We start from the raw sequence: 22403 nt of genomic DNA on the forward strand, positions 1-22403 counted from the left end.
GCCATGCAGCTCTCCGTCTGGACCTACGAAGGCCCGCCCCACGTCGGCGCGATGCGGGTCGCGACCGCCATGTCGGGCGTCCACTTCGTGCTGCACGCCCCGCAGGGCGACACCTACGCCGACCTGCTCTTCACCATGATCGAGCGGCGGGACGCGCGCCCGCCGGTCACCTACACGACGTTCCAGGCCCGCGACCTCGGCGGCGACACGGCCGAGCTGTTCCAGACGACGCTCGCCGACGCCTACGCGCGGTTCTCGCCGCAGGCCCTGCTGGTCGGCTCGTCCTGCACGGCCGAGCTGATCCAGGACGACCCCGGCGGCCTCGCCCGCGCGCTCGACCTGCCGGTGCCGGTCATCCCGCTGGAGCTCCACTCCTACCAGCGCAAGGAGAACTGGGGCGCGGCGGAAACCTTCTACGCGCTCGTCCGCGCGCTGGCGGGGAAGAGCGGCGCGCCGCGCGCCGACGCCCGCCCGAGCTGCAACGTCCTCGGCCCCACGGCGCTCGGCTTCCGCCACCGCGACGACGTGGTGGAGGTGCGCCGTCTCCTCAAGAGCATGGGTGTCGCGGTGAACGTGGTGGCGCCGCTCGGCGCCTCGCCGGCCGACGTGGCGCGGCTCGGCGATGCCGACTTCAACGTCGTGCTCTACCCCGAGATCGCCGGCACGGCGGCGCGCTGGCTGAAGAAGACCTTCGGTCAGCCGATAGTCGAGACCGTGCCGATCGGCGTCAAGGCCACGGAGCGATTCATCGCCGAGGTCGCGGCCCTCGCCGGGGTCGACCCCGCGCCGGCCCTCGCCGCGGGGTCGCGGCTGCCGTGGTACTCGCGCTCGGTCGACTCCAACTACCTCACCGGCAAGCGCGTCTTCGTGTTCGGCGACGCCACCCACGCGGTGGCGGCGGCCCGCGTGGCGCGCGACGAGTTCGGCTTCGCGGTCGTGGGCCTCGGCACCTATTCGCGCGAGCAGGCCCGCGAGGTGCGCGCCGCCGCGGCCGAGTTCGGCCTCGACGCGCTGATCACCGACGACTCGCTTGAGGTCGAGGCCGCGATCGTGGCGGCGGCGCCGGAGCTGGTGCTCGGCACCCAGATGGAGCGCCACGTGGCGAAGCGCCTGCGCGTCGCCTGTGCGGTGATCTCGTCGCCCGTCCACGTGCAGGACTTCCCGGCCCGCCACTCGCCGCAGATGGGGTTCGAGGGCGCCAACGTGCTCTGGGACACCTGGGTCCACCCGCTGATGATGGGGCTGGAGGAGCACCTCCTCGGCATGTTCCGCGAGGACCGCGAGTTCCACGACGGCGCGGGGGCCTCGCACCTGGGCGCCTCGCACGCGGCCGGGTCCGTCCTCCTCCCCACTGGGGGGAATCGGGCACCCATCCCGGCGAGCCGGGATGGGACCCGGGTGTCCGCGCAGCGGAAGGATGAGGGGGAAAGCGCCGCGCGTGCTTCAAACCCCTCATTCGTCCCGACTTCGTCGGGCCACCTTCTCCCCGTTGGGGAGAAGGGCGAACCCGCTCAGATCCTCTGGACCCCCGACGCCGAGCGCGAGCTGAAGAAGATCCCCTTCTTCGTGCGCGGCAAGGCGCGCCGCAACACCGAAGCCTTCGCCGAACTCGGCGGCCTCGCCGAGATCACGCTGGAGACGCTGTATGACGCCAAAGCGCATTTCGGAGGCCGCTGAGATGGTCCCCGTCCGCGTCGTCATCCTGTCGCTGAACGGCAACGTCGCGGGCGCGGTCGCCGCCGCGGAGAGCCGCCTCCGGCCCGAGGTCCCCGGCCTCAGCCTCGCCTTCCACGCCGCCACCGACTGGGACCGCGATCCCGCCTCGCTCGACCGTTGCCTCGCCGACATCGAGGCGGGCGACGTCGTGGTCGTCAACATGATGTTCCTGGAGCCGCACATCCAGGCCGTGCTGCCGGCCCTCCAGGCGCGGCGCCCCCACTGCGACGCCATGGTGTGCTTCATGTCGGCCGGGGAGGTCGTGCGCCTCACCCGCGTCGGCCGGTTCTCGATGGACGGCACGAACAGCTCGGGGATGCTGTCGTTCCTGAAGCGCCTGCGCGGCAAGTCCGGCAAGGGCGGCGGGCCGGGAAACGCGGACGCGGGCGCCAAGCAGATGGCGATGCTGCGCCGCCTGCCGAAGATCCTGCGCTTCGTGCCCGGCACCGCGCAGGACGTGCGCGCCTACTTCCTCGCCATGCAGTTCTGGCTCGCCGGCTCGGAGGAGAACTTCGCCGGCATGGTGCGGCTGCTCGTCGGCCGCTACGCCGCCGGCCCGCGCGCGCATCTCGCCGGCCGGCTGGGCGCGCCCGCGCCGGTCGAGTACCCCGACACCGGCCTCTACCACCCGGCCCTGCCGGGCCGCATCGCCACCCGCCTCGACGCCCTTCCGGCGACGGGAGCCGGCGGACGGGTCGGCCTTCTCGTCATGCGCTCCTACGTGCTCAGCGGCGACACCGGCCACTACGACGGCGTCATCGCGGCCCTCGAAGCGCACGGCCTCGCGGTCGTGCCGGCCTTCGCCAGCGGGCTCGACAGCCGCGCCGCGGTGCGGGCCTTCTTCATGGCCGACGGCCGGGCGACGGTGGACGCCCTCGTCTGCCTCACGGGCTTCTCGCTCGTCGGCGGCCCGGCCTACAACGACGCCGCCGCGGCCGAGGCGATGCTGGCCGAAATCGACGTGCCTTGCATCCAGGCCCAGGCGGTCGAGTTCCAGACCGTCGAGGACTGGCGCGCCTCCGACACCGGCCTGTCGCCGGTCGAGGCCACCATGATGGTGGCCATCCCCGAGATCGACGGCTCGACCGCGCCCACCGTCTTCGGCGGCCGCGGCCGGGCCTCCGCGCCCGGCGTCGCGAGCCCGATGCGGGCCGACCCCGAGCGCTGCGCCGCCCTGGCGCGGCGCGTGGCCAAGCAGGTGGCGCTCCGCCGCTCGACCGTCGCGGAGCGGCGCGTCGCGATCGTGCTGTTCAACTTCCCGCCCAACGCCGGCGCGGCCGGCACGGCGGCCTTCCTGTCCGTGTGGCGCTCGCTGCTCAACACGCTGCGCGCCATGCGGGCGGAGGGCTACGCGGTCGACGTGCCGGACAGCGTCGAGGCGCTGCGGGTCCGCGTGCTGGAGGGCGACGCCGCCCGCTTCGGCCAGCCAGGGAACGTCGCGGCCCGCATCACCGCCGAGGACCACGTCCGCCGCGAGCCCCACCTCGCCGAGATCGAGGCCCAGTGGGGCCCGGCGCCGGGCCGCGCCCAGGTGGACGGGCGCGGCATCTTCGTGCTCGGCGCGCAGCTCGGCAACGTCTTCGTCGGGCTGCAGCCCGCCTTCGGCTACGAGGGCGACCCGATGCGGCTCCTGTTCGAGCGCGGCTTCGCCCCCACCCACGCCTTCTCGGCCTTCTACCGCTACATCCGCGAGGATTTCGCGGCCCATGCCGTGCTGCATTTCGGCACCCACGGCGCGCTGGAGTTCATGCCCGGCAAGCAGGTCGGGCTCTCCGACGCCTGTTGGCCCGAGCGGCTGATCGGCGACCTGCCGAACCTCTACCTCTACGCCTCCAACAACCCGTCCGAGGGGGCCATCGCCAAGCGGCGCTCGGCGGCGACGCTGGTGAGCTATCTCACCCCGCCCGTCACCCAGGCCGGGCTCTACCGCGGGCTCGTCGACCTGAAGAGCATGATCGAGCGCTGGCGCGGCCTCGACGCCGCGGCGGCGGGGGAGCGCGACGATCTCGCCCCCGCCATCCAGGCCGCCGCGGCCGCGCTCGACCTCGCACCCGAGGCGCCGGCGTGGACCGGCGCTGCGGTCGACGAGGTGGAGGCTCTGCGCCGCGCCGTCGAGGAGCTGGAGCTGACGCTGATCCCGCACGGGCTCCACGCCGTCGGCGAGCCGCCCTCGGCCGCCGAGCGCGCCGACACGCTCGCCGTGATGGCCGAGATGGCGGGCGGCGACGCGCCGGACCGCGCCACCATCGAAGCCATCGCGCGCGCGGACGACCTGCCCGCCGCCGACGCCCCGGCCCCGATCCGCGAGCTCGCCCGCGTCGACCGGCTGCTGCGGGTCGACCACGAGCTGCCGGCGCTGATGCGCGCGCTCGGCGGCCGCTTCATCCGGCCCGCGCCGGGCGGCGACCTCGTGCGCAACCCCGCCGTGCTGCCGACGGGGCGCAACCTCCACGGCTTCGACCCGTTCCGCATCCCCTCGGCCTTCGCGGTCGACCAGGGCCGGCGTCAGGCCGAGCAGGTGCTGGCGCGCTACCTCGCCGAAAGCCGGCGCGTGCCCGAAACCGTGGCGCTGGTGCTGTGGGGCACCGACAACCTGAAGAGCGAGGGCGGCCCGATCGCCCAGGCGCTGGCGCTGCTCGGCGCCGTGCCGCGCTTCGACAGCTTCGGGCGCCTGTGCGGCGCCGCGCTCCGCCCGCTCGGCGAGCTCCAGCGCCCGCGCATCGACGTGCTGATGACGCTGTCCGGCATCTTCCGCGACCTGCTGCCGCTCCAGACCACGCTGCTCGCCGAGGCCGCCTGGCTGGCCGCCACGGCCGACGAGCCGGAGGATGGCAACTTCGTCCGCAAGCACGCACTCCGCTACAAGGCCGAGGTGGGCTGCGACATGGAGACGGCGGCGCTGCGCGTCTTCTCCAACGCCGACGGCACCTACGGCTCCAACGTCAACCTCCTGGTCGACTCGGGCGCCTGGGTCGGCGAGGGCGAGCTCGGGGCCGCCTTCGCGGCGCGCAAGAGCTTCGCCTACGACCGCAAGGGCCGGTCGACCCAGCAGGCGGCGCTGCTCCAGCACGCGCTGGCCGACGTCGACCTCGCCTATCAGAACCTCGAATCGGTCGAGCTCGGCGTCACCACGATCGACCACTACTTCGACTCGCTCGGCGGCGTGTCGCGCGCGGCCGCCTCGGCGCGGGGCGGCGCGCCCGTCCCGGTCTACATCGCCGACGCGACGCGCGGGGCCGCCAAGGTCCGCTCGCTCGCCGAGCAGGTCGCGCTGGAGACGCGGTCGCGGTCGCTGAACCCGAAGTGGTACGAGGCCATGCTGGAGCACGGCTCGGAGGGCGTGCGCCAGATCGAGAGCCAAGTGACCAACACCATGGGCTGGTCGGCCACCACCGGCCAGGTCGACCCGTGGGTGTACCGCCGCCTCGCGGAAACCTTCGTGCTCGACGACGCCATGCGCGAGCGCCTGGCCTCGCTCAACCCCGTCGCCTCCGCCCGCGTCGCCAACCGGCTGATCGAGGCGCAGGAGCGCAGCTATTGGACGCCGACCGAGGCCGAGCTCGACGCGCTGCGCGCCGCGGGCGACGAGCTCGAGGACCGGCTGGAAGGCATCGCGCCCTCGCGCCAACCCCAGGGAGTCGCCGCATGACCGTTCACGACAGGACGGCGCTGGCCTCCGCCGCCGCCTCGCGGGTCGACATCACGGCCCGCGCCGGCGTGAAGGCCCCGGCGGTGCGCCGCGCCCCGCCGGACGGCGCCGGCAGCGTGCAGGTCCGCATGGACGGCAAGATCGAGGGCGCCAAGGTCTTCGCCGTCTACGGCAAGGGCGGCATCGGCAAGTCCACCACCTCGTCCAACCTGTCGGTGGCCTTCTCCAAGCTCGGCAAGCGGGTGCTGCAGATCGGCTGCGACCCGAAGCACGACTCCACCTTCACGCTCACCAAGAGCCTGATCCCCACCGTCATCGACGTGCTGGAATCGGTGGAGTTCCACGCCGAGGAGCTGCGCCCCGAGGATTTCGTGGTCGAGGGCTACAACGGCGTCATGTGCGTCGAGGCCGGCGGTCCACCGGCCGGCACGGGCTGCGGGGGCTACGTGGTCGGCCAGACCGTGAAGCTCCTCAAGGAGCACCACCTCCTGGAGGACACCGACGTCGTGATCTTCGACGTGCTCGGCGACGTCGTGTGCGGCGGCTTCGCGGCGCCGCTCCAGCACGCCGAGCGCGCCGTCGTGGTCACGGCCAACGACTTCGACTCCATCTTCGCCATGAACCGCATCGTCGCGGCGATCGGCGCCAAGGCGAAGAACTACGACGTTCGCCTCGCCGGCGTCATCGCCAACCGCTCGGCCGGCACGGACGAGATCGACCGCTTCAACGCGGCGACGGGCCTCACCCGCCTCGCCCACTTCCCCGACCTCGACGCCATCCGCCGCTCGCGGCTGAAGAAGTCGACGCTGTTCGAGATGCCGCCCTCGCCCGAGCTCGACGCCGTCAAGGACGAGTACCTGCGCCTCGCCGCGACGCTGTGGGCCGGCACCGTCCCCTGCGAGGGCCGCGCCATGCGCGACCGCGACATCTTCGACTTCCTGGGGTTCGACTGATGTCCATGACCTTGGAAACCCGCAGCTACGAGGCGCGCCGCTCGCAGATCGAGACCTATTTCGACCGCACCGCGGCCGAGACCTGGCGGCGCCTGACCTCAGACGCGCCGGTGTCCGGCATCCGCGCCACCGTGCGGGCCGGACGCGACCGCATGCGCGCGACCCTTCTGTCGCGCCTGCCCGCCGACCTCCACGGCCGCCGCGTCTTCGACGCCGGCTGCGGCACCGGCGCGCTGGCCATCGAGGCGGCGCGGCGCGGCGCCGAGGTCGTGGCGGTCGACATCTCGCCGACGCTGATCGGCTTCGCCCGCGAGCGGGTCCCGGCCGGCCTCGCCGGCTCGGTCCGCTTCGAGGCCGGCGACATGCTGGCGGGGCGGCACGGCCGCTTCGACCACGTCGTCGCCATGGATTCGCTGATCCACTACGACCTCGCCGACATCGTCCGCATGGCGGAGCGGCTGAGCGCGGTGGCGGACGAGACGCTGCTCTTCACCTTCGCGCCGCGCACGACGCTGCTCGCCGCCATGCACGCTGTCGGCCGGCTGTTCCCGCGCGGGGAGCGCTCGCCCTCGCTGGTGCCGGTGGCCGAGGCCGGCCTGCGCCGCCGCCTCGCCGCCGCCCCGGCGCTGTCGAACTGGGAGGCGGGTTGGAGCGAGCGGATCGCCTCCGGCTTCTACACGAGCCAGGCCCTGGAGCTCGTGCGCCGATGAAGCCGCGCGCCCTCGCCCCCCTCTCCCTGCTGCGCTCCGTCGCCCGCACGGTGCCGTTCGGCGACGCCGGCACGGCCGAGCTGCCGCTCGGGCGGCTGCTGCGGCTGTCGCTGTTCCAGGTGTCGGTCGGCATGGCGCTGGTGCTGCTCAACGGCACGCTGAACCGCGTCATGGTGATCGAGCTCGGCCTGCCGGTCTCCTTCGTGGCCTTCCTGATCGCCCTGCCCCTCGCGGTCGCGCCGTTCCGCGCCCTGATCGGCCAGAAGTCGGACCACCACCGCTCGATCATCGGCTGGCGCCGCGTGCCCTACGTGTGGATGGGCACGCTGCTGCAGTTCGGCGGCTTCGCGCTGATGCCCTTCGGGCTCCTCGTGCTGTCCGACCACGACCCGCGCACCACGGCGGTCGGCCACATCGGCCTGTCGCTGGCCTTCATCCTGGTCGGCGCGGGGCTGCACATGGTGCAGACCGCCGGCCTCGCGCTGGCGACGGACCTCGCCCCGCCCGCGTCGCGCCCGCGCGTCGTGGCGCTGCTGTATTCCATGCTGCTCGTCGGCATGGTGGTCAGCGCGCTGCTGTTCGGCTGGCTGCTGCGCGACTTCGACGCCACGCGGCTGATCCGCTGCATCCACGCCGCGGCGCTCGCCACCTTCCTGCTCAACACGGTCGGCGTGTGGAACCAGGAGCGGCGCACCGCGCGCAAACCCGGCTCGCCCGAGCCCGTGCCGACGCTCGCCCAGTCGTGGCGCGCGCTCGACCGCAAACGGCACCCCGTGCGCCTGCTCGGTGCGCTGGCGCTCGGCACCGCGGCCTTCGGCATGCAGGACGTGCTGCTGGAACCCTACGGCGGCGCCGTCTTCGGCCTCTCGGTGTCCGGCACGACGCTGCTAACCGCGCTCCTGGCCGCGGGTACGCTCCTCGCCTTCGCGCTCGCGGCCCGCATGCTGAACCGCGGCGCCGACGCGCACCTCCTCGGCGCGCTCGGCCTCGCGGCCGGCATCCCGGCCGTGGTGGCGATGATCTTCGCCGGCGCGCTTCATGCGCTGTGGCTGTTCGAGCTCGGCACGGCCGGCATCGGCTTCGGCGGCGGCCTCTTCGCCGTCGGCACGCTCACGGCCGCCATGGCGCTCGGCGGCTCCCTGCGCAACGGTTTGGCGCTCGGCCTGTGGGGCGCGGTGCAGGCCACGGCGGCCGGCGTCGCCATCGCGGCCGGCGGCGGCCTGCGCGACCTCGTCGAGTCGCCCGGCGTCGCCGCCCTGCTCGGCCCCGCGCTCAGCGACGCCTCGGCCGGCTACGGCGTGGTCTACCACGTCGAGCTCGCGCTGCTTTTCGCCGGCCTCGCCGTCATCGGCCCCCTGGTGCGCCTGCCCGGCGCCGAGGCGGCGAAGCTCCGCCTCGCCGAGGCCCGCCGGGCGCGGGCCGCCGCCGACACCGTCCAGATCCAGAGCTGAACCGCGGAGCCCCGCACCATGCCGCACGTCAATTTCACGCAACAGATCGACATACCGGAGGTGTTGTTCATCCTCTTCGTGCTGTTCTTCCTGGGGCTCGTCTACCACATCCGCCAGGAGGACAAGCGCGAGGGCTACCCGCTCGAGTCCGACCGCACGGACCGCACCGGCGGGCGCGTCCAGGTCGTGGGCTTCCCGCCCATGCCCAAGCCCAAGGTGTTTCTGCGCAAGTTCGGCGAGCCGATCCTGTCGCCCGGCCCGCGCCAGGAGCGGAACCTCGATGGCATCCTGGTGCCGCTGCACGACTTCCCCGGCTCCCCCTACGTGCCGACCGGCGATCCCCTGGTCGACGGCGTCGGCCCCGCCTCCTACGCGCTGAAGGAGGAGGTGCCGGACATGACCTGGCACGGCGAGCCCAACATCCGGCCGCTGCGCAAGCTGCCCGAACACGCCGTGGAGGGCACCGAGACCAGCCCCATCGGCATGGACGTGGTGACGCGCGACGGCGTCCGGGTCGGCACCATCGCCGACGTGTGGATCAACGTGGCGGAGCTGTTCGGCACCTACTTCGAGGTTCAGGTCGCGCCGAAGTTCGGCGGCGACCGCGCCATCCTGCCCGTCGCCTTCGCGGACATCAGGCCGCGGGACAAGATGGCCGTGATCGGCATGCTCACCGCGCCGCAGTTCGCCCGCGTGCCGCGCCTCGCGGTGCCGGACATCATCAACTTCCGCGAGGAAGACCGGATCAACGCCTATTACGCGGGCGGCTACCTCTACAGCAAACCCCTGGAGAAGGGCCTGGAGTCGGGAGGGAAGGCATGAGCGAGTTCAGCGACATCCCGCGCGAGATCGGATCGGCCGACCTTCCCGCGGGCGAGACGGTGCTGTGGCGCGGCAAGCCGGACTGGCGCCACCTCGCCCTCGACGCCTTCGGGGCGCCGTGGGTGGCCTTCTACTTCATCGGCATCGGCGTGTGGCACATGTCGGTCGCGCTGCACGACGGCGGCACACGCGCCGAGGCCCTCGCGGAAGGCTCCGTGGTGCTGGCCCCGATGGCGCTGGCGCTGTCGCTCGTGGCGCTGCTGGCCTGGCTGTCGGCGCGCGCCACGGTGTTCACCGTCACGGATCGCCGCATCATCATGGTCTACGGCGTGGCGCTCCCGGCGCTGATCAACCTGCCGCTGCACGTGGTCGAGACCATGAAGGTCCGCCGCGGCTTCGCGGGGCGGGGCGACCTCGCCTTCTCGCTGCCCCAGAAAGGCCGCTTGGCCTTCCACCAGCTTTGGCCCTACGCTCGGCCCTGGCACCTGTTCCCAGCATCCCCCATGATGCGTTGCGTGCCCAAGGCCGAGGAGGTGAAGGTGATCGTGGCCGGAGCCCTGTGGGCCGCCGCCGAGCGCGAAGCGCTCCGCCTCGGCCAGACCGTCGACGGCGAGACCGTGGAGATCCCGGCCGTCCCCGTGGCGCCAGCGGCCCAGCCCGGCGTTTTCGGCACGGCGCGGCCGGCCGGCGCGGCGGCCTGACGCCGTGAGCACCGACGTCCTCAAGGCCCTGGCGGCCAATCCCTACCCCGATCCGGACCACCCGCTGCCGAAGCCGATCATGGTCGGCAGCGGCATCCTGATGGTGGCCACCGTGGCGTTCTGCGCCTTCGGCCACGCCACCGGCATCGGCCGCACGGCCGAGGCCGCGCCCGTCGCGGTGGCGAGCCGCGACCTCGTCTTCACCGAGAACGACGACCACACCCTCACGGTGCGCGACGCCGGCCGCGGCGATGCCGTCGTGTCCAACTTCGACGCCGAGGACGGCGGCTTCATCCGCGCGCTGGTGCGCGGCATGACGCGCAACCGCACGCGCTACGGCGAGCCCGCGGTCGGCGCCTTCCGCGTGTCGCTGTCCAAGGACGGCGGGGTGTGGCTGCAGGACCTCGGCACACACCAGAACGTCGATCTACGCGCCTTCGGCCCCACCCAGGTGCAGGCCTTCGCGCAGTTCGTGAGGCCGGAGCAGGGCAAGCGATGAAGCTGGGATCGCTGTTGGGACGCAAGAGCGTGGAGGTCGCCTGCACGCTCGAGATCGAGAACACCTTCGACGCGCTGCACGCCCACGTCCGCCTCGACGGCGGCGTGGTGGTGAACCCCGGCGACGAGGTGCTCGTGCACGGCGAGCCCGTGCAGGTCCCGTTCGGCGAATCCCGCACGCTGCGCCGCCGCGCCACCATCCGCCGCGCCGGGCCGGTCGAGCGGCTGTGGACGCGGATGACCGGCGACTTCGAATTCATGGAACTCTGCGAGTTCAGCTTCTCGGGGGATCAACTGCGATGAGCGCCGTCGTGTCCGAGCGCGCCGCGCTCACGCCCGCCCCGCCGGCCGTGGCGGCCGACACCACCAAGCTCGCCCAGGAGGACACGCTCCTCGCGCCGCGCTTCTACACCACCGATTTCGTCAAGCTCGACCGCACCGACGTGTCGAGCGTACGGGACGAGTGGGACGCGCTGATCGCCGAACTGAAGTCCGACCCCAACCGACACCACTTCAAGCGCACGGAGGACTGGGACCGCATCGACCTCGCGGCCCTGCCCGACGACCTGCGCCGCGAGTTCGTCGACTTCCTGGTGTCCTCGCTCACCGCCGAATTCTCGGGCTGCATCCTCTACAAGGAGATGAAGCGCCGCGGCAAGAACGCCGACATCAAAGAACTCTTCACCTACATGAGCCGCGACGAGGCCCGCCACGCCGGCTTCATCAACGACGCGCTGAAGGAGTTCGGCATCGGCGTGAACCTCGGCTTTCTCACCAAGGCCAAGAAGTACACGTTCTTCCAGCCGAAGTTCATCTTCTACGCGACCTACCTGTCCGAGAAGATCGGCTACGCGCGCTACATCACCATCTTCCGTCACCTCGAGCGCCATCCGGAGCGCCGCTTCCACCCGATCTTCAAGTGGTTCGAGAAGTGGTGCAACGACGAGTTCCGCCACGGCGAGGCTTTCGCGATCCTCATGCGGTCCGATCCGAAGCTGCTGGGCGGCGTCAACAAGCTGTGGATCCGCTTCTTCCTGCTCGCCGTCTACGCGACCATGTACGTGCGCGACCACCAGCGGCCGGCCTTTCACGCGGCGCTCGGCATCGACCCGACCGACTACGACTACCGCGTCTTCGCCGTCACGTCGGAGATCTCCCGTCAGGTCTTCCCGCTGGTGCTCGACACCGACGACGCCCGCTTCCGCGCCGGCCTGGAGCGCATCCGCCTGACCTCCGAGCGCATCGCCGCGGCGCGCCGCCAGGGCGGGGCGGCCGGCGCGCTGAAGCGATACGCCGGCATCGCCGCCAATGGCGCGACCTTCCTGCGGCTCTTCGCCCTGCCGGCCAAGGCGAACCTCCGCCCCGCGACCAGCCACCTCAAGCCGGTGTGGTGAGGGGCGCGGCCGGTCGTCCACCGATCGGCCCGCCTGCCCCCGCATCCGCGCAGGCCGAGGCCCACCGGCTCGGCGACGAGCATCGCCCTCCCCGCGATGACGCTGGAGAGGGCGAAGCGAGGCACCTGGGCCGGCACGATGGCTCGCGGCCCGTGGGAGATCAGGCGCGCCACTCTGGACGGACGCGACTGTCAACCTAACTTGACACTCCACCGGCACCACCGGCATCTTGCCCCGCAGCGGTCGCGGGCCGGGGCATTGTCCCGTCTGACGATCCTCGGCGCGGGAGAAGCCATCCATGATCGCCTATGTCGGCCCGGCGCTCTTCGCCCTCTTCGTGTGGTGGGCCTCGACGGTCGCCATCATCTACGTGGACAACCTGCCGCGCCGGACCTTCAAATGGTCGATGCTCGGGGCCACGGCCGTCTTCGCCGTGTCGCTCTACGGCCTCGCGGCCTCGGCGCACGACACCTCCACGGCGGGCGCCTACTGGGCCTTCACCTGGGGCCTGCTCGCCTGGGGCTGGCAGGAGATGAGCTTCTACATGGGCTTCGTGACGGGCTCGCGCAGGGAGCCCTGCCGCGAGGACTGCGGCGGCTTCCGCCACTTCGTCCATGCCGTGCAGACCAGCCTCTACCACGAGCTCGCCATCATCGCGGCCGCGGTCGCGGTGGTCTGGCTGACCTGGGGCGGGCCGAACCAGGTCGGCACCTGGACCTTCATGGTCCTGTGGTGGATGCACCAGAGTGCCAAGCTCAACGTCTTCTTCGGCGTGCGCAACCTCAACGAGGAGTTCCTGCCCGAGCACCTGGAGTTCCTGAAGAGCTTCCTGCGCAAGCGCTCGATGAACCTGCTGTTCCCGGTCTCGGTGACGGTGTCGACGGTCGTCACCGTGCTGGTCGCCAAAGCGGCGCTCGACGACGGCGCGACGGTCGCGGAGCGCGCCGGCTACACCTTCCTCACCGTGCTGATGGCGCTCGCCATCCTGGAGCACTGGATGCTGGTGCTGCCCATGCCGGCCGGCGCCATCTGGTCGCCGGGGCTGAAGTCGCGCGGGGAGCGCAAGCCCTTCGAGGTCGAGATCGTCGTCGGCTTCCTCGGCGCGGGCAAGACCACCTTCCTGCAGCGCAAGCTCAAAGAGGCCGACCCGGCCCTGCGCACGGTCGTGCTGGTCAACGACTTCGGCGCCCTCGGCCTCGACGGCGCGCTGCTGGAGGGCCGCGGCGCCGACGTGGTGGAGCTCGCCAACGGCTGCATCTGCTGCTCGCTGCGCTCCGACCTCGCGGCGCAGCTCAAGGAGGTCGTGGCGAAGATGAAGCCCGACCGCGTGCTGATCGAGCCCTCGGGCGTGGCCGACGTGGCTTCCCTCCTGCGCGCCCTCCACACGCCCGAGATCGCGCCCCTCATCAAGGCGCGGCGCCTCTACACGGTGATCGACGCCGGCGCCTTCCTCAGCGACTACGTCCGCATGCCGGACTATTTCGACGTGCAGACGCGCCTCGCCCCGGTGTTCATCCTGAACAAGACCGACCTCGTGTCGGCGGGCGAGCTCGCCATGGTGTCGGAAACGCTGCGATCGCAGAACCCCGAGGCGCTGGTCGTCCCGGCCCGATACGGCATCCCGGTCGAGAAGACAGACCTCGACCGCTCCGCGCCGGTGGCGGCGCCGGCCGCCGAACCCGAGGACGCGATCGACCGGCCGAAGCCGCGCGAGGAGGTGGCGCTCGGGCTCGAATCCTGGAGCGCGCCGCTGCTCGGCGACCTCGACCTCGACCGGCTCCGCGACGCGCTCGACGCCATGGCGCGCGGCGCGCATGGGCAGGTGATGCGCGTGAAGGGCATCGCCACCTCGGGCAAGGGCTGGGTCAAGTTCGACGTGGCCGGCGGGCGCGCCAGCGTGGCGGCCCACGTGCCCCAGGGCGACGAGGCCCCGCGGGCCCTGGCGATCGGCTCCGGGCTCGACCGCGCCGGGCTGGCGGAAGCCTTCCTGGCCTGCACGCCGGACGCCGACCGAGACGCGGCGCGCGCCGCCACCGAGGCCGCGCTCGACCGCGCATTCGCGGTCGCCAAGGGCGACGGGGCCAGGGCCGGCGTCCACCCGCTCGGCTGCGGCTGCGCCGAGCACGCGCCCGGCATGAGCTGCGAGGGCCTGCCGGCGGTCGCCGCCGAGTGAGGACGCGGGGCCGCCGCGACCGGGTCGCCGTGGCCCTGGCGTTCGCGCCCCTCCTGGCCGCGGGAGCGGTCGCCGCGGCCGGCCCGGTGCCCGCCGACGTCATCGACTGCGCGACGATCCCGAGGGACGCCGACGAGGCCGCGCTCGTCGAACGCTTCGGCCGCGCTGCGGTGAGGTCCGTCGACCTCAACGGCGCCGAGGGGCAGACCGAACACGGCACGGCCGTGAACGCCGCCGATCCGGCGCGGCGCCTAAACGTCTTCTGGTCCGACGCGGCGCATCGTCGGCGGCCCGCCTCGGTCGTCATCCGCGATCGCTCGCGTTGGCGGGTGCGGTTGGCGGGCGGCAGCACGCTCGGCCTCGGCGCCGGCTTGGCGGAGGTCGAGGCCGCCAACGCGCGTCCCTTCGCGGTGAGCGGCTTCTTCTGGGACTACGGCGGCTATGCCAAGGACTGGCACGGCGGCGCCCTGCCCCGCCTGCCGGGCGGCTGCACGCTCACGGTCCGCTTCGACCCCGACCCGAAGGCGCCGGCCAAGGTCTCGGACCGGGTCTCGGGCGAGAAGGACTTTCCATCGACGAGCCCGGCGCTCCGCGGCGTGAAGCCGACCGTGTCGGTGCTGACGCTCGACTGGGGCGGCTGAGCGCCTCAGCGCCGGCGGCGCCGTTCGTCGGCGCGGCGGCGCAGGGTCGGGGACGGGTCGGCGTCGAGCGGCAGGGCGCTCACGGCCGAGAGGTCGAGCCGGGTCAGGCCGATGTCGCGGAGCTCGTGGTCGCCGAGGCGGCCGAGCGCGTGCATGGTCTGCCGCGCGCGGTGGACCCGCATCGGCCAGCCCAGGGCCTGCCGCAGCAGCGCCCACCCCGCGCCTCCCGGGTGCGTCGATAGGCTCGTCAACTCTGTCGTCCGGCTCATGGCCCGTCTCCGTGATGTCGGGACAGCATGCCCGCGCGGCCCTGGCCGCGACAGGGACGATCCGGTACAGTTCCGCCGAACTGTCCGGCCCGGAGACCAGCACAGATGCACGACGTCGCGTCGAGCCCCACCCGCGTCGGCGCCGTGATGGCCGACATCCGCGGCCGGATCGCCTCGCGCCGCCTCGCCCCCGGGGCGCGTCTGCCCTCCGTGCGGGACTTCGCGGAAGCGATGGGCGTGTCGAAGTCGACCGTGGTGGACGCCTACGAGCGCCTCGTCGCCGAGGGCGCCATCGCGTCCCGCCGCGGCTCCGGCTTCTTCGTGGCCGGCGCCACCCGCCCGCTGTCGCTGCAGAGCCTGCGCCCCGACCTCGACCGCGCGATAGACCCCCTCTGGATGACGCGCCAGAACCTGACCTGCGGCCCGGACGTGCTGAAGCCCGGCTGGGGCCTGCTGCCGGACAGCTACATGCCCGACGAGGCCGTGCAGAAGGCGTTGCGCGACATCGCCCGCGACCCCGACCCCGCCGGCCGCCTCCGCTACACGAGCCCGCTCGGGCTCGCGCCCCTGCGCGAGCAGATCAGCCTGCATCTCGGCGCGCGCGGCGTCGCGGCCGACCCCGATTCCGTGCTGCTGACCGACTCGGCCAGCCACGCGCTCGACCTGCTGCTGCGCTTCCTCATCGAGCCCGGCGACACGGTGCTGGTGGACGACCCCTGCTACTTCAACTTTCTGGCGCTGCTGCTCAGCCACCGCGCCCGCGTGGTTTCCGTGCCCTTCGGCCCGGAAGGCGTCGACGTCGGCGCGCTGGAGCGCGTCCTCGCCGCCGAGCGGCCGCGCGTCTACCTCACCATGGCGGGCCCGCAGAACCCGATCGGCGCCACAATGTCGGCCGCCACCGCGCATCGCGTGCTCGGCCTCGTCGAGCGCCACGGCGTCACGGTGATCGAGGACGACTGCTTCGCCGATTTCGAGGAGGACGCCACGCCGCGGCTCGCCGCGGCCGACGGGTTCCGGCGCGTGGTGCTGGTCGGCGGCTTCTCCAAGACCGTATCGAGCGCCATGCGGAGCGGCTTCGTCGCGGCGCGGCCGGACTGGATCGAGGGGCTGATCGACCTCAAGCTGTCGACCTGCCACAGCGGCAGCCACCTGTCCGCCCAGGTCACCCACCGCGTGCTGGCGAGTGGCGCCTACAAGCGCCACGTCGAGGCGCTGCGCGGCAAGCTCGCGCGCGACCGCGCCCTGGCGCTCGGCCGCCTGCGCACCTGCGGCCTGTCGCCCCTGCTGGAGCCGCGCGCCGGCATGTACCTGTGGGCCGAGCTGCCGGGCGGCCTCGACTCGGCCGCGGTGGCGCGCTTCGCCCTGGAGGAGGACGTGCTGCTGGCCCCGGGCGGGGTGTTCAGCGCCTCCCGCACCGCGGCGGGCTGGCTCCGCTTCAACGCCGCCGCCTGCGCGGACCCGCGCGTCTTCTCCGTTCTGGCGCGGTCGATCGAGCGCGCCGCGGCGCCCTGAGGCTCAGGCCGCCGCCGGCCGCGCGCCCCGCTCCGCCAGGAAGGCGGCGTGCTCCGCGATGAGCCCGCCGTCGAGCGCGCGGGCGATCAGCGCGCGCGTCTCCGGGATGCCGTAGAGCACCGCGAAGGATCCGAAGCGGGGCCCCCGCTCCTCGCCGAGCAGCACCTGGTAGAGCGTGTTGAACCACTCGTTCGACACGCCGGGCCGCTCGGGCGTCGCCGTCTTCGCCTTGAAGTCCTGGTAGCGGGGCACGGGCCTCGCCACGTCGTAGAGCGCGGTCTGCACGTCCTCGGCCGAGGCGCCGGCCGGCAGGGCCGCCAGCGCGGCGTCGAGCGCCTGGAGCGCGCCGCGCTCGACCTCGTCGGGCGCGCGGTAGCGCTTCCCGGTCCGCACGCGGTCGCGGAAGTAGCGCACCGCGTAGCCGACGAGCCGGTCGAGCCGCGGATGCGTCTCGGGCGTCACGCCCGGCGCGTAGCGCTTGAGGAAGCCCCACAGCACCGCGGGGTCCTCGCTGTTCGCCACCGCGGCGAGGTTCAGCAGCATCACGAAGCTGAGGGTCGTGCCGGTGCCGCCCTCCGGCGCGAGCTGCTCCGGCGCGGGCGGCGCCCCGCCGTGGATGTGCCAGGCCGGGTTGCCGAGCTTCTCCCGGTCGCCCTGCCGCCCGAAGGCGTCGAGGAAGCCGAGGTAGTCGTCGACGGCGCGCGGGATCACGTCGAAATACAGGCGCTTCGCCGCCGACGGCTTCTGGAACATGAACAGCGACAGGCTTTCCGGCGACGCGTAGGTCAGCCAGTCGTCGATGGTGAGCCCGTTGCCCTTGCTCTTCGAGATCTTCTGGCCGTTCTGGTCGAGGAAGAGCTCGTAGTTGAAGCCCTCGGGCGGCTCGGAGCCGAGCGCGCGCACGATCCGGCCGCTGAGCTTCACCGAGTCGATCAGGTCCTTGCCGGCCATCTCGTAGTCGACGCCGAGCGCGTGCCAGCGCATCGCCCAATCGGGCTTCCATTGCAGCTTGCAGTGCCCGCCCGTCACGGGCGTCTCGTAGAGCGTGCCGGAGGCGGGGTCGCGCCAGGAGATCGTGCCGGCCGCCACGTCGCGCGACACGAGCGGCACCTGCATCACCACGCCGCTCTCGGGGTGGATGGGCAGGAACGGGCAGTAGGTGGCGGCGCGCTCCGCCCCGAGGCTCGGCACCATGATGGCCATCACCTCGTCGAGCCGCTCCAGCATCAGCCGCAGCGCCGCGTCGAAGCGGCCCGAGCGGTACAGCTCCGTCGAGGACAGGAACTCGTAGTCGAAGCCGAAGCGGTCCAGGAAGGCGCGGAGGCGCGCGTTGTTGGCGTGGCCGAAGCTGATCCCAGGCTCGATCGGGTCCGGCACCTCCGTCAGCGGGCGGCCGAGGTGTTGGCGCAGCAGCTCCTGGTTCGGCACGTTGTCGGGCACCTTGCGCAGCCCGTCCATATCGTCCGAGAAGCACACGAGGCGCGTCGGGACGCGGTCGCCCGTCAGGACCCGGAAGGCGTGGCGCACCATGGACGTGCGGGCGACCTCGCCGAAGGTGCCGATGTGCGGCAGGCCCGAGGGGCCGTAGCCGGTCTCGAACAGCACGCTCGCCTGGCCGGTGCGCTCCACGCGCTTGACGAGCTTGCGGGCCTCCTCGAAGGGCCAGGCGGTGGCGGAGCCGAGCAGTTCGGCCGTCATGTCGAGGGGCGGCATGGTGGTGGTGACCCGTTTCGCGTTCGACGGTTCGCGGGGCAGCGGCCCGCCCGTCTCCTGCCTCACAAACACGGGCCCGGCGGCATTGCAAGGAGGCCGCGGCGCGGCCCCGGGATGTGCACGGTTGTATACAACGGTCCGTTCAGAACCTGTTTTCCCTATGGGGATGGAGGCTCAACCGGCTATTGACCTTTTTTAGCTCATGACACATATGTTGGTCCGCACCCCAGGTTGACGGACAATCCCATGCACGATCTCAGGACCAGGGACGACAAGGACGTCCTCGACGCGCGGACGTCGGCGCGGTTGAGCGCGCGGTTGCGCCAGGCTCGCCAGATGCGTTGCATGACGCTGAAGGTGTTGGCCGATGGTGCGGGCTGCTCGGAGAGCCTGCTGTCGAAGATCGAGAATGGCAAGGCCTATCCGTCGCTCCCGATGCTGAGCAGGCTCGTCAAGACGCTCGACATCGGCATGGGCTGGATGTTCGACGACCACGACGGGGAGGAACCGATCATCTTCCGCGCGGCCCAGCGCACCGCGGCGCCCGCCGAGCGCGCCGTCACGGTGGAGCGGGTGATCCCCGACTCGGACCGGCATGCGCTCCGCTGCAACATCCTCCACGTCGAGGCGGGCGCGACCAGCGAGGGCGAGCACCAGCACACCGGCGAGGAAGTCGGCTATCTGGTCGACGGGCAGCTGGAGCTGCTGATCTCCGGGCGGTCACATCGGTTGAGCGCGGGCGACGCCTTCGCGTTCCGGTCCGACCAGCCCCACGGCTGGCGCAACGTCGGGCCGACGCGCGCCAGCGTGTTCTGGGTCAACACGCCTTCGGGGATCTGAGATCGGCCGCGGCCGCTTTCGCTGCGTCGCGCATCCGGCTTAGACTGCGGCGAGGCGCCGCCCGGCGCCGCAGCGCAAGGTCGGTCACCATGCTGTTTCGCGCCGCAGCGTTGGCGTTCCTGTGTCTCGCCGGCCCCGCCGCCGCTTCCCCGCGCACCTCGGCCGCGGTCGGCATGAGCGTCGAGCCGACCGGGCTCGACCCCACCGTGGCGGCGCCGGTCGCCATCGGCCAGGTGACCTGGCAGAACGTGTACCAGGGACTCGTCCGCATAGACCGCACGGGCGCGGTGCGGCCGCAGCTCGCGTCCTCCTGGACCGTGTCGCCCGACGGCCTCGTCTACACCTTCGCGCTCAGGACCGGCGTGCACTTCCAGGACGGCGAGCCCTTCGACGCGGCCTCGGCCAAGTTCACCCTCGACCGCGCGCGGGGCCCCGCCTCCACCAACCCGCAGAAGCAGTTCTTCTCCGCCATCGACGCCGTCGAGGCGCCCGACCCCGCGACGCTGGTGGTGCGGCTGAGGCAGCCATCGGCGGATCTCCTGTACTGGCTCGGCTGGCCCGCTTCCGTGATGCTGGCGCCGAAGAGCGCCGACGCCGACCGGACCGACCCGGTCGGCACGGGCCCGTTCAGGGTGGCGCGCTGGGTGCGGGGCGACCGGGTCGAGCTCGTCCGCGATCCGGGCTACTGGGACGCGGACCACCTGCCGGCCCTGGAAAGCGCCACCTTCCGTTTCGTGCCGGACCCGCAGGCGCAGGCGGCGGCGCTGCGCGCGGGCGGGCTCGACGCCGTGCCGGAGCTCGGCGCGCCCGAGCTCTTCGCCGCATTCAAGGGCGACCCCGCCTTCGATGCCGTCGCCGGGACGACCGGGCTCAAGGTCGTGGCGGGCATGAACTGCGCGCGTGCTCCCTTCGACGACGTGCGGGTGCGCCGCGCCCTGATGATGGCGGTGGACCGGCGCGCGCTGATCGACGCCGCATCGTCGGGCTTCGGCACGCCCATCGGCAGCCACTTCGCGCCGGGCGACCCCGGCTACATCGACCTCGCGGGCGTCCTGCCCTACGACCCCGCGAAGGCGCGCGCCCTGCTGGCCGAGGCCGGGCACGGAGACCGCCTCGCCTTCTCGATCAGGGTGCCGCAGATGGCCTACGCCACCCGCACCGCGGAGGTGCTCCAGGCCATGTTCGCCGACGTCGGCGTGACCATGACGATCGTGCCGACCGAGTTCCCGGCGACCTGGATCGCCGACGTGTTCAAGCGCCACGACTTCGACATGACGGTGGTGGCCCACGCCGAGCCGCTGGACATCGGCATCTACGCCCGACCCGACTACTACTTCGGCTTCCACGACGGGGCCTTCGACGCCGACATCGCGGCGGCCGAGCGCGCGCTCGACCCCGCGCATCGCGACGCCGCCTACCGCGACGCCGAGCGCGTGCTGGCCGAGGACGTGCCCGCCCTCTACCTCTACGTCCTGCCCAAGCTCGGCGTGTGGAACGCGAAGCTGCGCGGCCTATGGGCCGACGAGCCGATCCCGTCCAACGACCTCACCGAGGTCCGCTGGACCGAGTGAGCGCCGGCGCCGTGGCGGCGCTCCTCCTCCGGCGGCTCGCCGGCCTGCTGCTGACGCTGCTGCTCGCCTCGGCCGCGATCTTCGCCGCGCTCGACGTGCTGCCGGGCGACCCCGCCGCGGTGAGGCTCGGCACCTCGGCGCGGCCCGACACGCTGGCGGCGATGCGCGCCGAGATGGGCCTCGACCGGCCGGCGCCGCTCCGCTACGCGGCCTGGCTCGGCGGCGTCGCCACCGGGCGGCTCGGCACTTCCACCACCTACGGCGTGCCGGTGGCGGGGCTGATCGCCGACCGCCTCGCCGTCACCATGCCCCTGGCCCTGATGGCTGTCACGCTGTCGCTCGGCGCGGCGCTGCCGCTCGGCGTCGCCGCGGCCGGCCGCCGGGGCGGCGCGCTCGACGCCGCGGCGGCGCTCTTCGCGCAAGGCGCGACCGCCCTGCCGAACTTCTGGATCGGCCTGCTGCTCATCCTGCTCTTCGCCGTGCGGCTCGGCTGGCTGCCCTCCGGCGGCTTTCCGGGCTGGGGCGGCGGCGCGGGTCCGGCGCTCCGCGCGCTGTGCCTGCCCGCGGTCGCCCTGGCCCTGCCCCAGGCGGGCGTCCTCGCCCGCGTGGCGCGCGGCGCCGTGCTCGACGCGCTCGGCGAGGACTTCATCCGCACGGCGCGCGCCAAGGGCCTCTCCGCCCGCGCGGTGCTGTGGCGCCACGCGGTGCGGAACGCCTGGCCGGCGGTGCTCACCGTGCTCGGCCTCCAGGTCTCGTTCCTGGTCGGCGGCGCCGTGCTGGTCGAGACCGTCTTCGCCCTGCCCGGCCTCGGCCGCCTCGCCGTGCAGGCCTTCGCCCAGCGCGACGCGACGGTGGTGCAGGACGTGGTGCTGCTCCTCGCCGCGCTGGTCATCGCCGTCAACTTCGCGGTCGACCTCGCGGCCCTGGCGCTCGACCCGCGCCTGAGGGACGCGCCGTGAACCGCCGCCTGGCGCTCGGCCTCGGCCTCACCGGCGCCCTCCTGACGCTGGCGCTCGCGTCGCTCGTCTGGACGCCGGAGCCGCCCGCGCGCATCCACGTCCCGTTCCGGCTGCGGCCGCCCCTCGCCGCTGGGCTCCCGCCCGGCCTCGGCCTGCTCGGCACCGACGGCTTCGGCCGCGACGTGCTGTCGATGCTGATGGCCGGCGCCGGCAACTCCCTCCTCGTCGCCCTGCCCGCCGTGGCGCTGGGCGGCGCCGCCGGGACCGCGCTCGGCGTGGTCGCCGCGGGGCGCGGCAGCTGGGTCGAGGCGCTCGCGATGCGGCTCTGCGACGTGGTGTTCGCCGTGCCGCCGATCCTGTCCGCACTGCTGCTCGGCACCTGGCTCGGGCCGGGCCGCGGCACGGCCGTGGCGGCCATCGCGCTCTTCCTCGTGCCGGTCTTCGCCCGCGTGGCGCGCGGCGGCGCGGGGCGGATCTGGGCGTCCGACTACGTCCTTGCGGCGCGCGCCATGGGGCGGGGCGGCTTCGGCATCGGCTGGCGCAACGTGCTGCCCAACATCGCCGGACTGCTCGCCGTGCAGGCCTCGATCCAGCTCGGCCTCGCGATCCTGACCGAGGCGGGCCTGAGCTACCTCGGCCTCGGCGCGCCGCCGCCGGCCCCGAGTTGGGGCCGCATGCTGGCAGACGCGCAGACGTTCCTCGGCGCGGCGCCCTGGCTGGCGGTGGTGCCCGGCGCCGCCGTGGCCCTGGCCGTGCTGGGGTTCAACCTGCTGGGCGACGGGCTGCGCGACCTCGTCGACCGCCGCGGCACAGCCCCGTGACCCGCAAGGA

Annotated in this window: 19 protein-coding genes; 17 read left to right on the plus strand and 2 right to left on the minus strand. The window is 73.0% G+C overall.

Annotated elements, in window-relative coordinates; translation table 11 throughout:
* The first annotated feature begins 3 nt into the window (after positions 1-3).
* From bchB to L7N97_RS01100, 12 genes are all read left to right on the plus strand, one after another.
* The gene (gene bchB, locus L7N97_RS01045; protein ID WP_237476534.1) at positions 4-1677 is read left to right on the plus strand and encodes a ferredoxin:protochlorophyllide reductase (ATP-dependent) subunit B; all 1674 of its coding nucleotides are present in this window, start codon (positions 4-6) and stop codon (positions 1675-1677) included.
* Entirely contained in the window at positions 1646-5365 is a 3720-nt protein-coding gene (locus L7N97_RS01050) for a magnesium chelatase subunit H (protein ID WP_237476535.1), read from the plus strand. Before bchB ends, L7N97_RS01050 begins: the two co-directional genes overlap by 32 nt.
* A 128-nt stretch (positions 5366-5493) precedes the next feature.
* Complete coding sequence (bchL, locus tag L7N97_RS01055; RefSeq protein WP_237481978.1) at positions 5494-6318, plus strand: ferredoxin:protochlorophyllide reductase (ATP-dependent) iron-sulfur ATP-binding protein; 825 nt, start codon at positions 5494-5496, stop codon at positions 6316-6318.
* 11 nt (positions 6319-6329) lie between these two features.
* Complete coding sequence (gene bchM / locus L7N97_RS01060; RefSeq protein ID WP_237481980.1) at positions 6330-7028, plus strand: magnesium protoporphyrin IX methyltransferase; 699 nt, start codon at positions 6330-6332, stop codon at positions 7026-7028.
* Positions 7025-8479: a BCD family MFS transporter gene (locus L7N97_RS01065; protein ID WP_237476536.1), complete on the plus strand. Its 1455-nt coding sequence runs from the start codon at positions 7025-7027 to the stop codon at positions 8477-8479. Before bchM ends, L7N97_RS01065 begins: the two co-directional genes overlap by 4 nt.
* Positions 8480-8497: 18 nt before the next feature.
* A complete protein-coding gene (puhA, locus tag L7N97_RS01070; RefSeq protein ID WP_237476537.1) occupies positions 8498-9301 on the plus strand; it encodes a photosynthetic reaction center subunit H in 804 nt (267 codons plus the stop codon).
* Positions 9298-10002, plus strand: coding sequence for a photosynthetic complex putative assembly protein PuhB (puhB, locus tag L7N97_RS01075; RefSeq protein ID WP_237476538.1), 705 nt, complete (start codon positions 9298-9300; stop codon positions 10000-10002). Before puhA ends, puhB begins: the two co-directional genes overlap by 4 nt.
* Before the next feature lie 4 nt (positions 10003-10006).
* The gene (gene puhC / locus L7N97_RS01080; protein ID WP_237476539.1) at positions 10007-10501 is read left to right on the plus strand and encodes a photosynthetic complex assembly protein PuhC; all 495 of its coding nucleotides are present in this window, start codon (positions 10007-10009) and stop codon (positions 10499-10501) included.
* Complete coding sequence (locus tag L7N97_RS01085) at positions 10498-10803, plus strand: hypothetical protein (RefSeq protein WP_237476540.1); 306 nt, start codon at positions 10498-10500, stop codon at positions 10801-10803. Before puhC ends, L7N97_RS01085 begins: the two co-directional genes overlap by 4 nt.
* Positions 10800-11894: a magnesium-protoporphyrin IX monomethyl ester (oxidative) cyclase gene (acsF, locus tag L7N97_RS01090; RefSeq protein ID WP_237476541.1), complete on the plus strand. Its 1095-nt coding sequence runs from the start codon at positions 10800-10802 to the stop codon at positions 11892-11894. The genes L7N97_RS01085 and acsF overlap by 4 nt, the downstream gene beginning before the upstream one ends.
* Before the next feature lie 298 nt (positions 11895-12192).
* Positions 12193-14067 (plus strand): putative photosynthetic complex assembly protein PuhE, encoded by a 1875-nt coding sequence (puhE, locus tag L7N97_RS01095; RefSeq protein ID WP_237476542.1) that lies wholly within the window; start codon positions 12193-12195, stop codon positions 14065-14067.
* 29 nt (positions 14068-14096) lie between these two features.
* A complete protein-coding gene (locus L7N97_RS01100; RefSeq protein ID WP_237476543.1) occupies positions 14097-14708 on the plus strand; it encodes a hypothetical protein in 612 nt (203 codons plus the stop codon).
* A 5-nt stretch (positions 14709-14713) separates the two neighbouring features.
* Here the strand turns inward: L7N97_RS01100 and L7N97_RS01105 are convergent, their stop codons facing one another.
* Positions 14714-14977, minus strand: coding sequence for a DUF1127 domain-containing protein (locus tag L7N97_RS01105; protein WP_237476544.1), 264 nt, complete (start codon positions 14975-14977; stop codon positions 14714-14716).
* A 105-nt stretch (positions 14978-15082) separates the two neighbouring features.
* Here L7N97_RS01105 and L7N97_RS01110 point away from each other — a divergent pair, with 105 nt between their 5' ends.
* The gene (locus L7N97_RS01110) at positions 15083-16489 is read left to right on the plus strand and encodes an aminotransferase-like domain-containing protein (protein ID WP_237476545.1); all 1407 of its coding nucleotides are present in this window, start codon (positions 15083-15085) and stop codon (positions 16487-16489) included.
* A gap of 3 nt (positions 16490-16492) precedes the next feature.
* Here L7N97_RS01110 and L7N97_RS01115 read toward each other — a convergent pair whose 3' ends face one another.
* On the minus strand, positions 16493-18202 hold the full coding sequence (locus tag L7N97_RS01115; RefSeq protein WP_237476546.1) for a lysine--tRNA ligase: 1710 nt from the start codon (positions 18200-18202) through the stop codon (positions 16493-16495).
* A 246-nt stretch (positions 18203-18448) separates the two neighbouring features.
* On the opposite strand from L7N97_RS01115, the gene L7N97_RS01120 reads away from it, so the two are divergent.
* From L7N97_RS01120 to L7N97_RS01135, 4 genes are all read left to right on the plus strand, one after another.
* The gene (locus tag L7N97_RS01120; protein WP_237476547.1) at positions 18449-19042 is read left to right on the plus strand and encodes a cupin domain-containing protein; all 594 of its coding nucleotides are present in this window, start codon (positions 18449-18451) and stop codon (positions 19040-19042) included.
* An 89-nt stretch (positions 19043-19131) separates the two neighbouring features.
* Positions 19132-20613 carry an ABC transporter substrate-binding protein gene (locus tag L7N97_RS01125; RefSeq protein ID WP_237476548.1) on the plus strand — a complete coding sequence of 494 codons (1482 nt, stop codon included), beginning with the start codon at positions 19132-19134 and terminating at the stop codon, positions 20611-20613.
* Between the two features lie 11 nt (positions 20614-20624).
* Positions 20625-21572, plus strand: coding sequence for an ABC transporter permease (locus L7N97_RS01130; RefSeq protein ID WP_237476549.1), 948 nt, complete (start codon positions 20625-20627; stop codon positions 21570-21572).
* On the plus strand, positions 21569-22393 hold the full coding sequence (locus tag L7N97_RS01135) for an ABC transporter permease (protein ID WP_237476550.1): 825 nt from the start codon (positions 21569-21571) through the stop codon (positions 22391-22393). The genes L7N97_RS01130 and L7N97_RS01135 overlap by 4 nt, the downstream gene beginning before the upstream one ends.
* Positions 22394-22403: the final 10 nt, after the last annotated feature.

This window comes from Lichenibacterium dinghuense, from assembly GCF_021730615.1.
GTDB lineage: Bacteria > Pseudomonadota > Alphaproteobacteria > Rhizobiales > Beijerinckiaceae > Lichenihabitans > Lichenihabitans dinghuensis.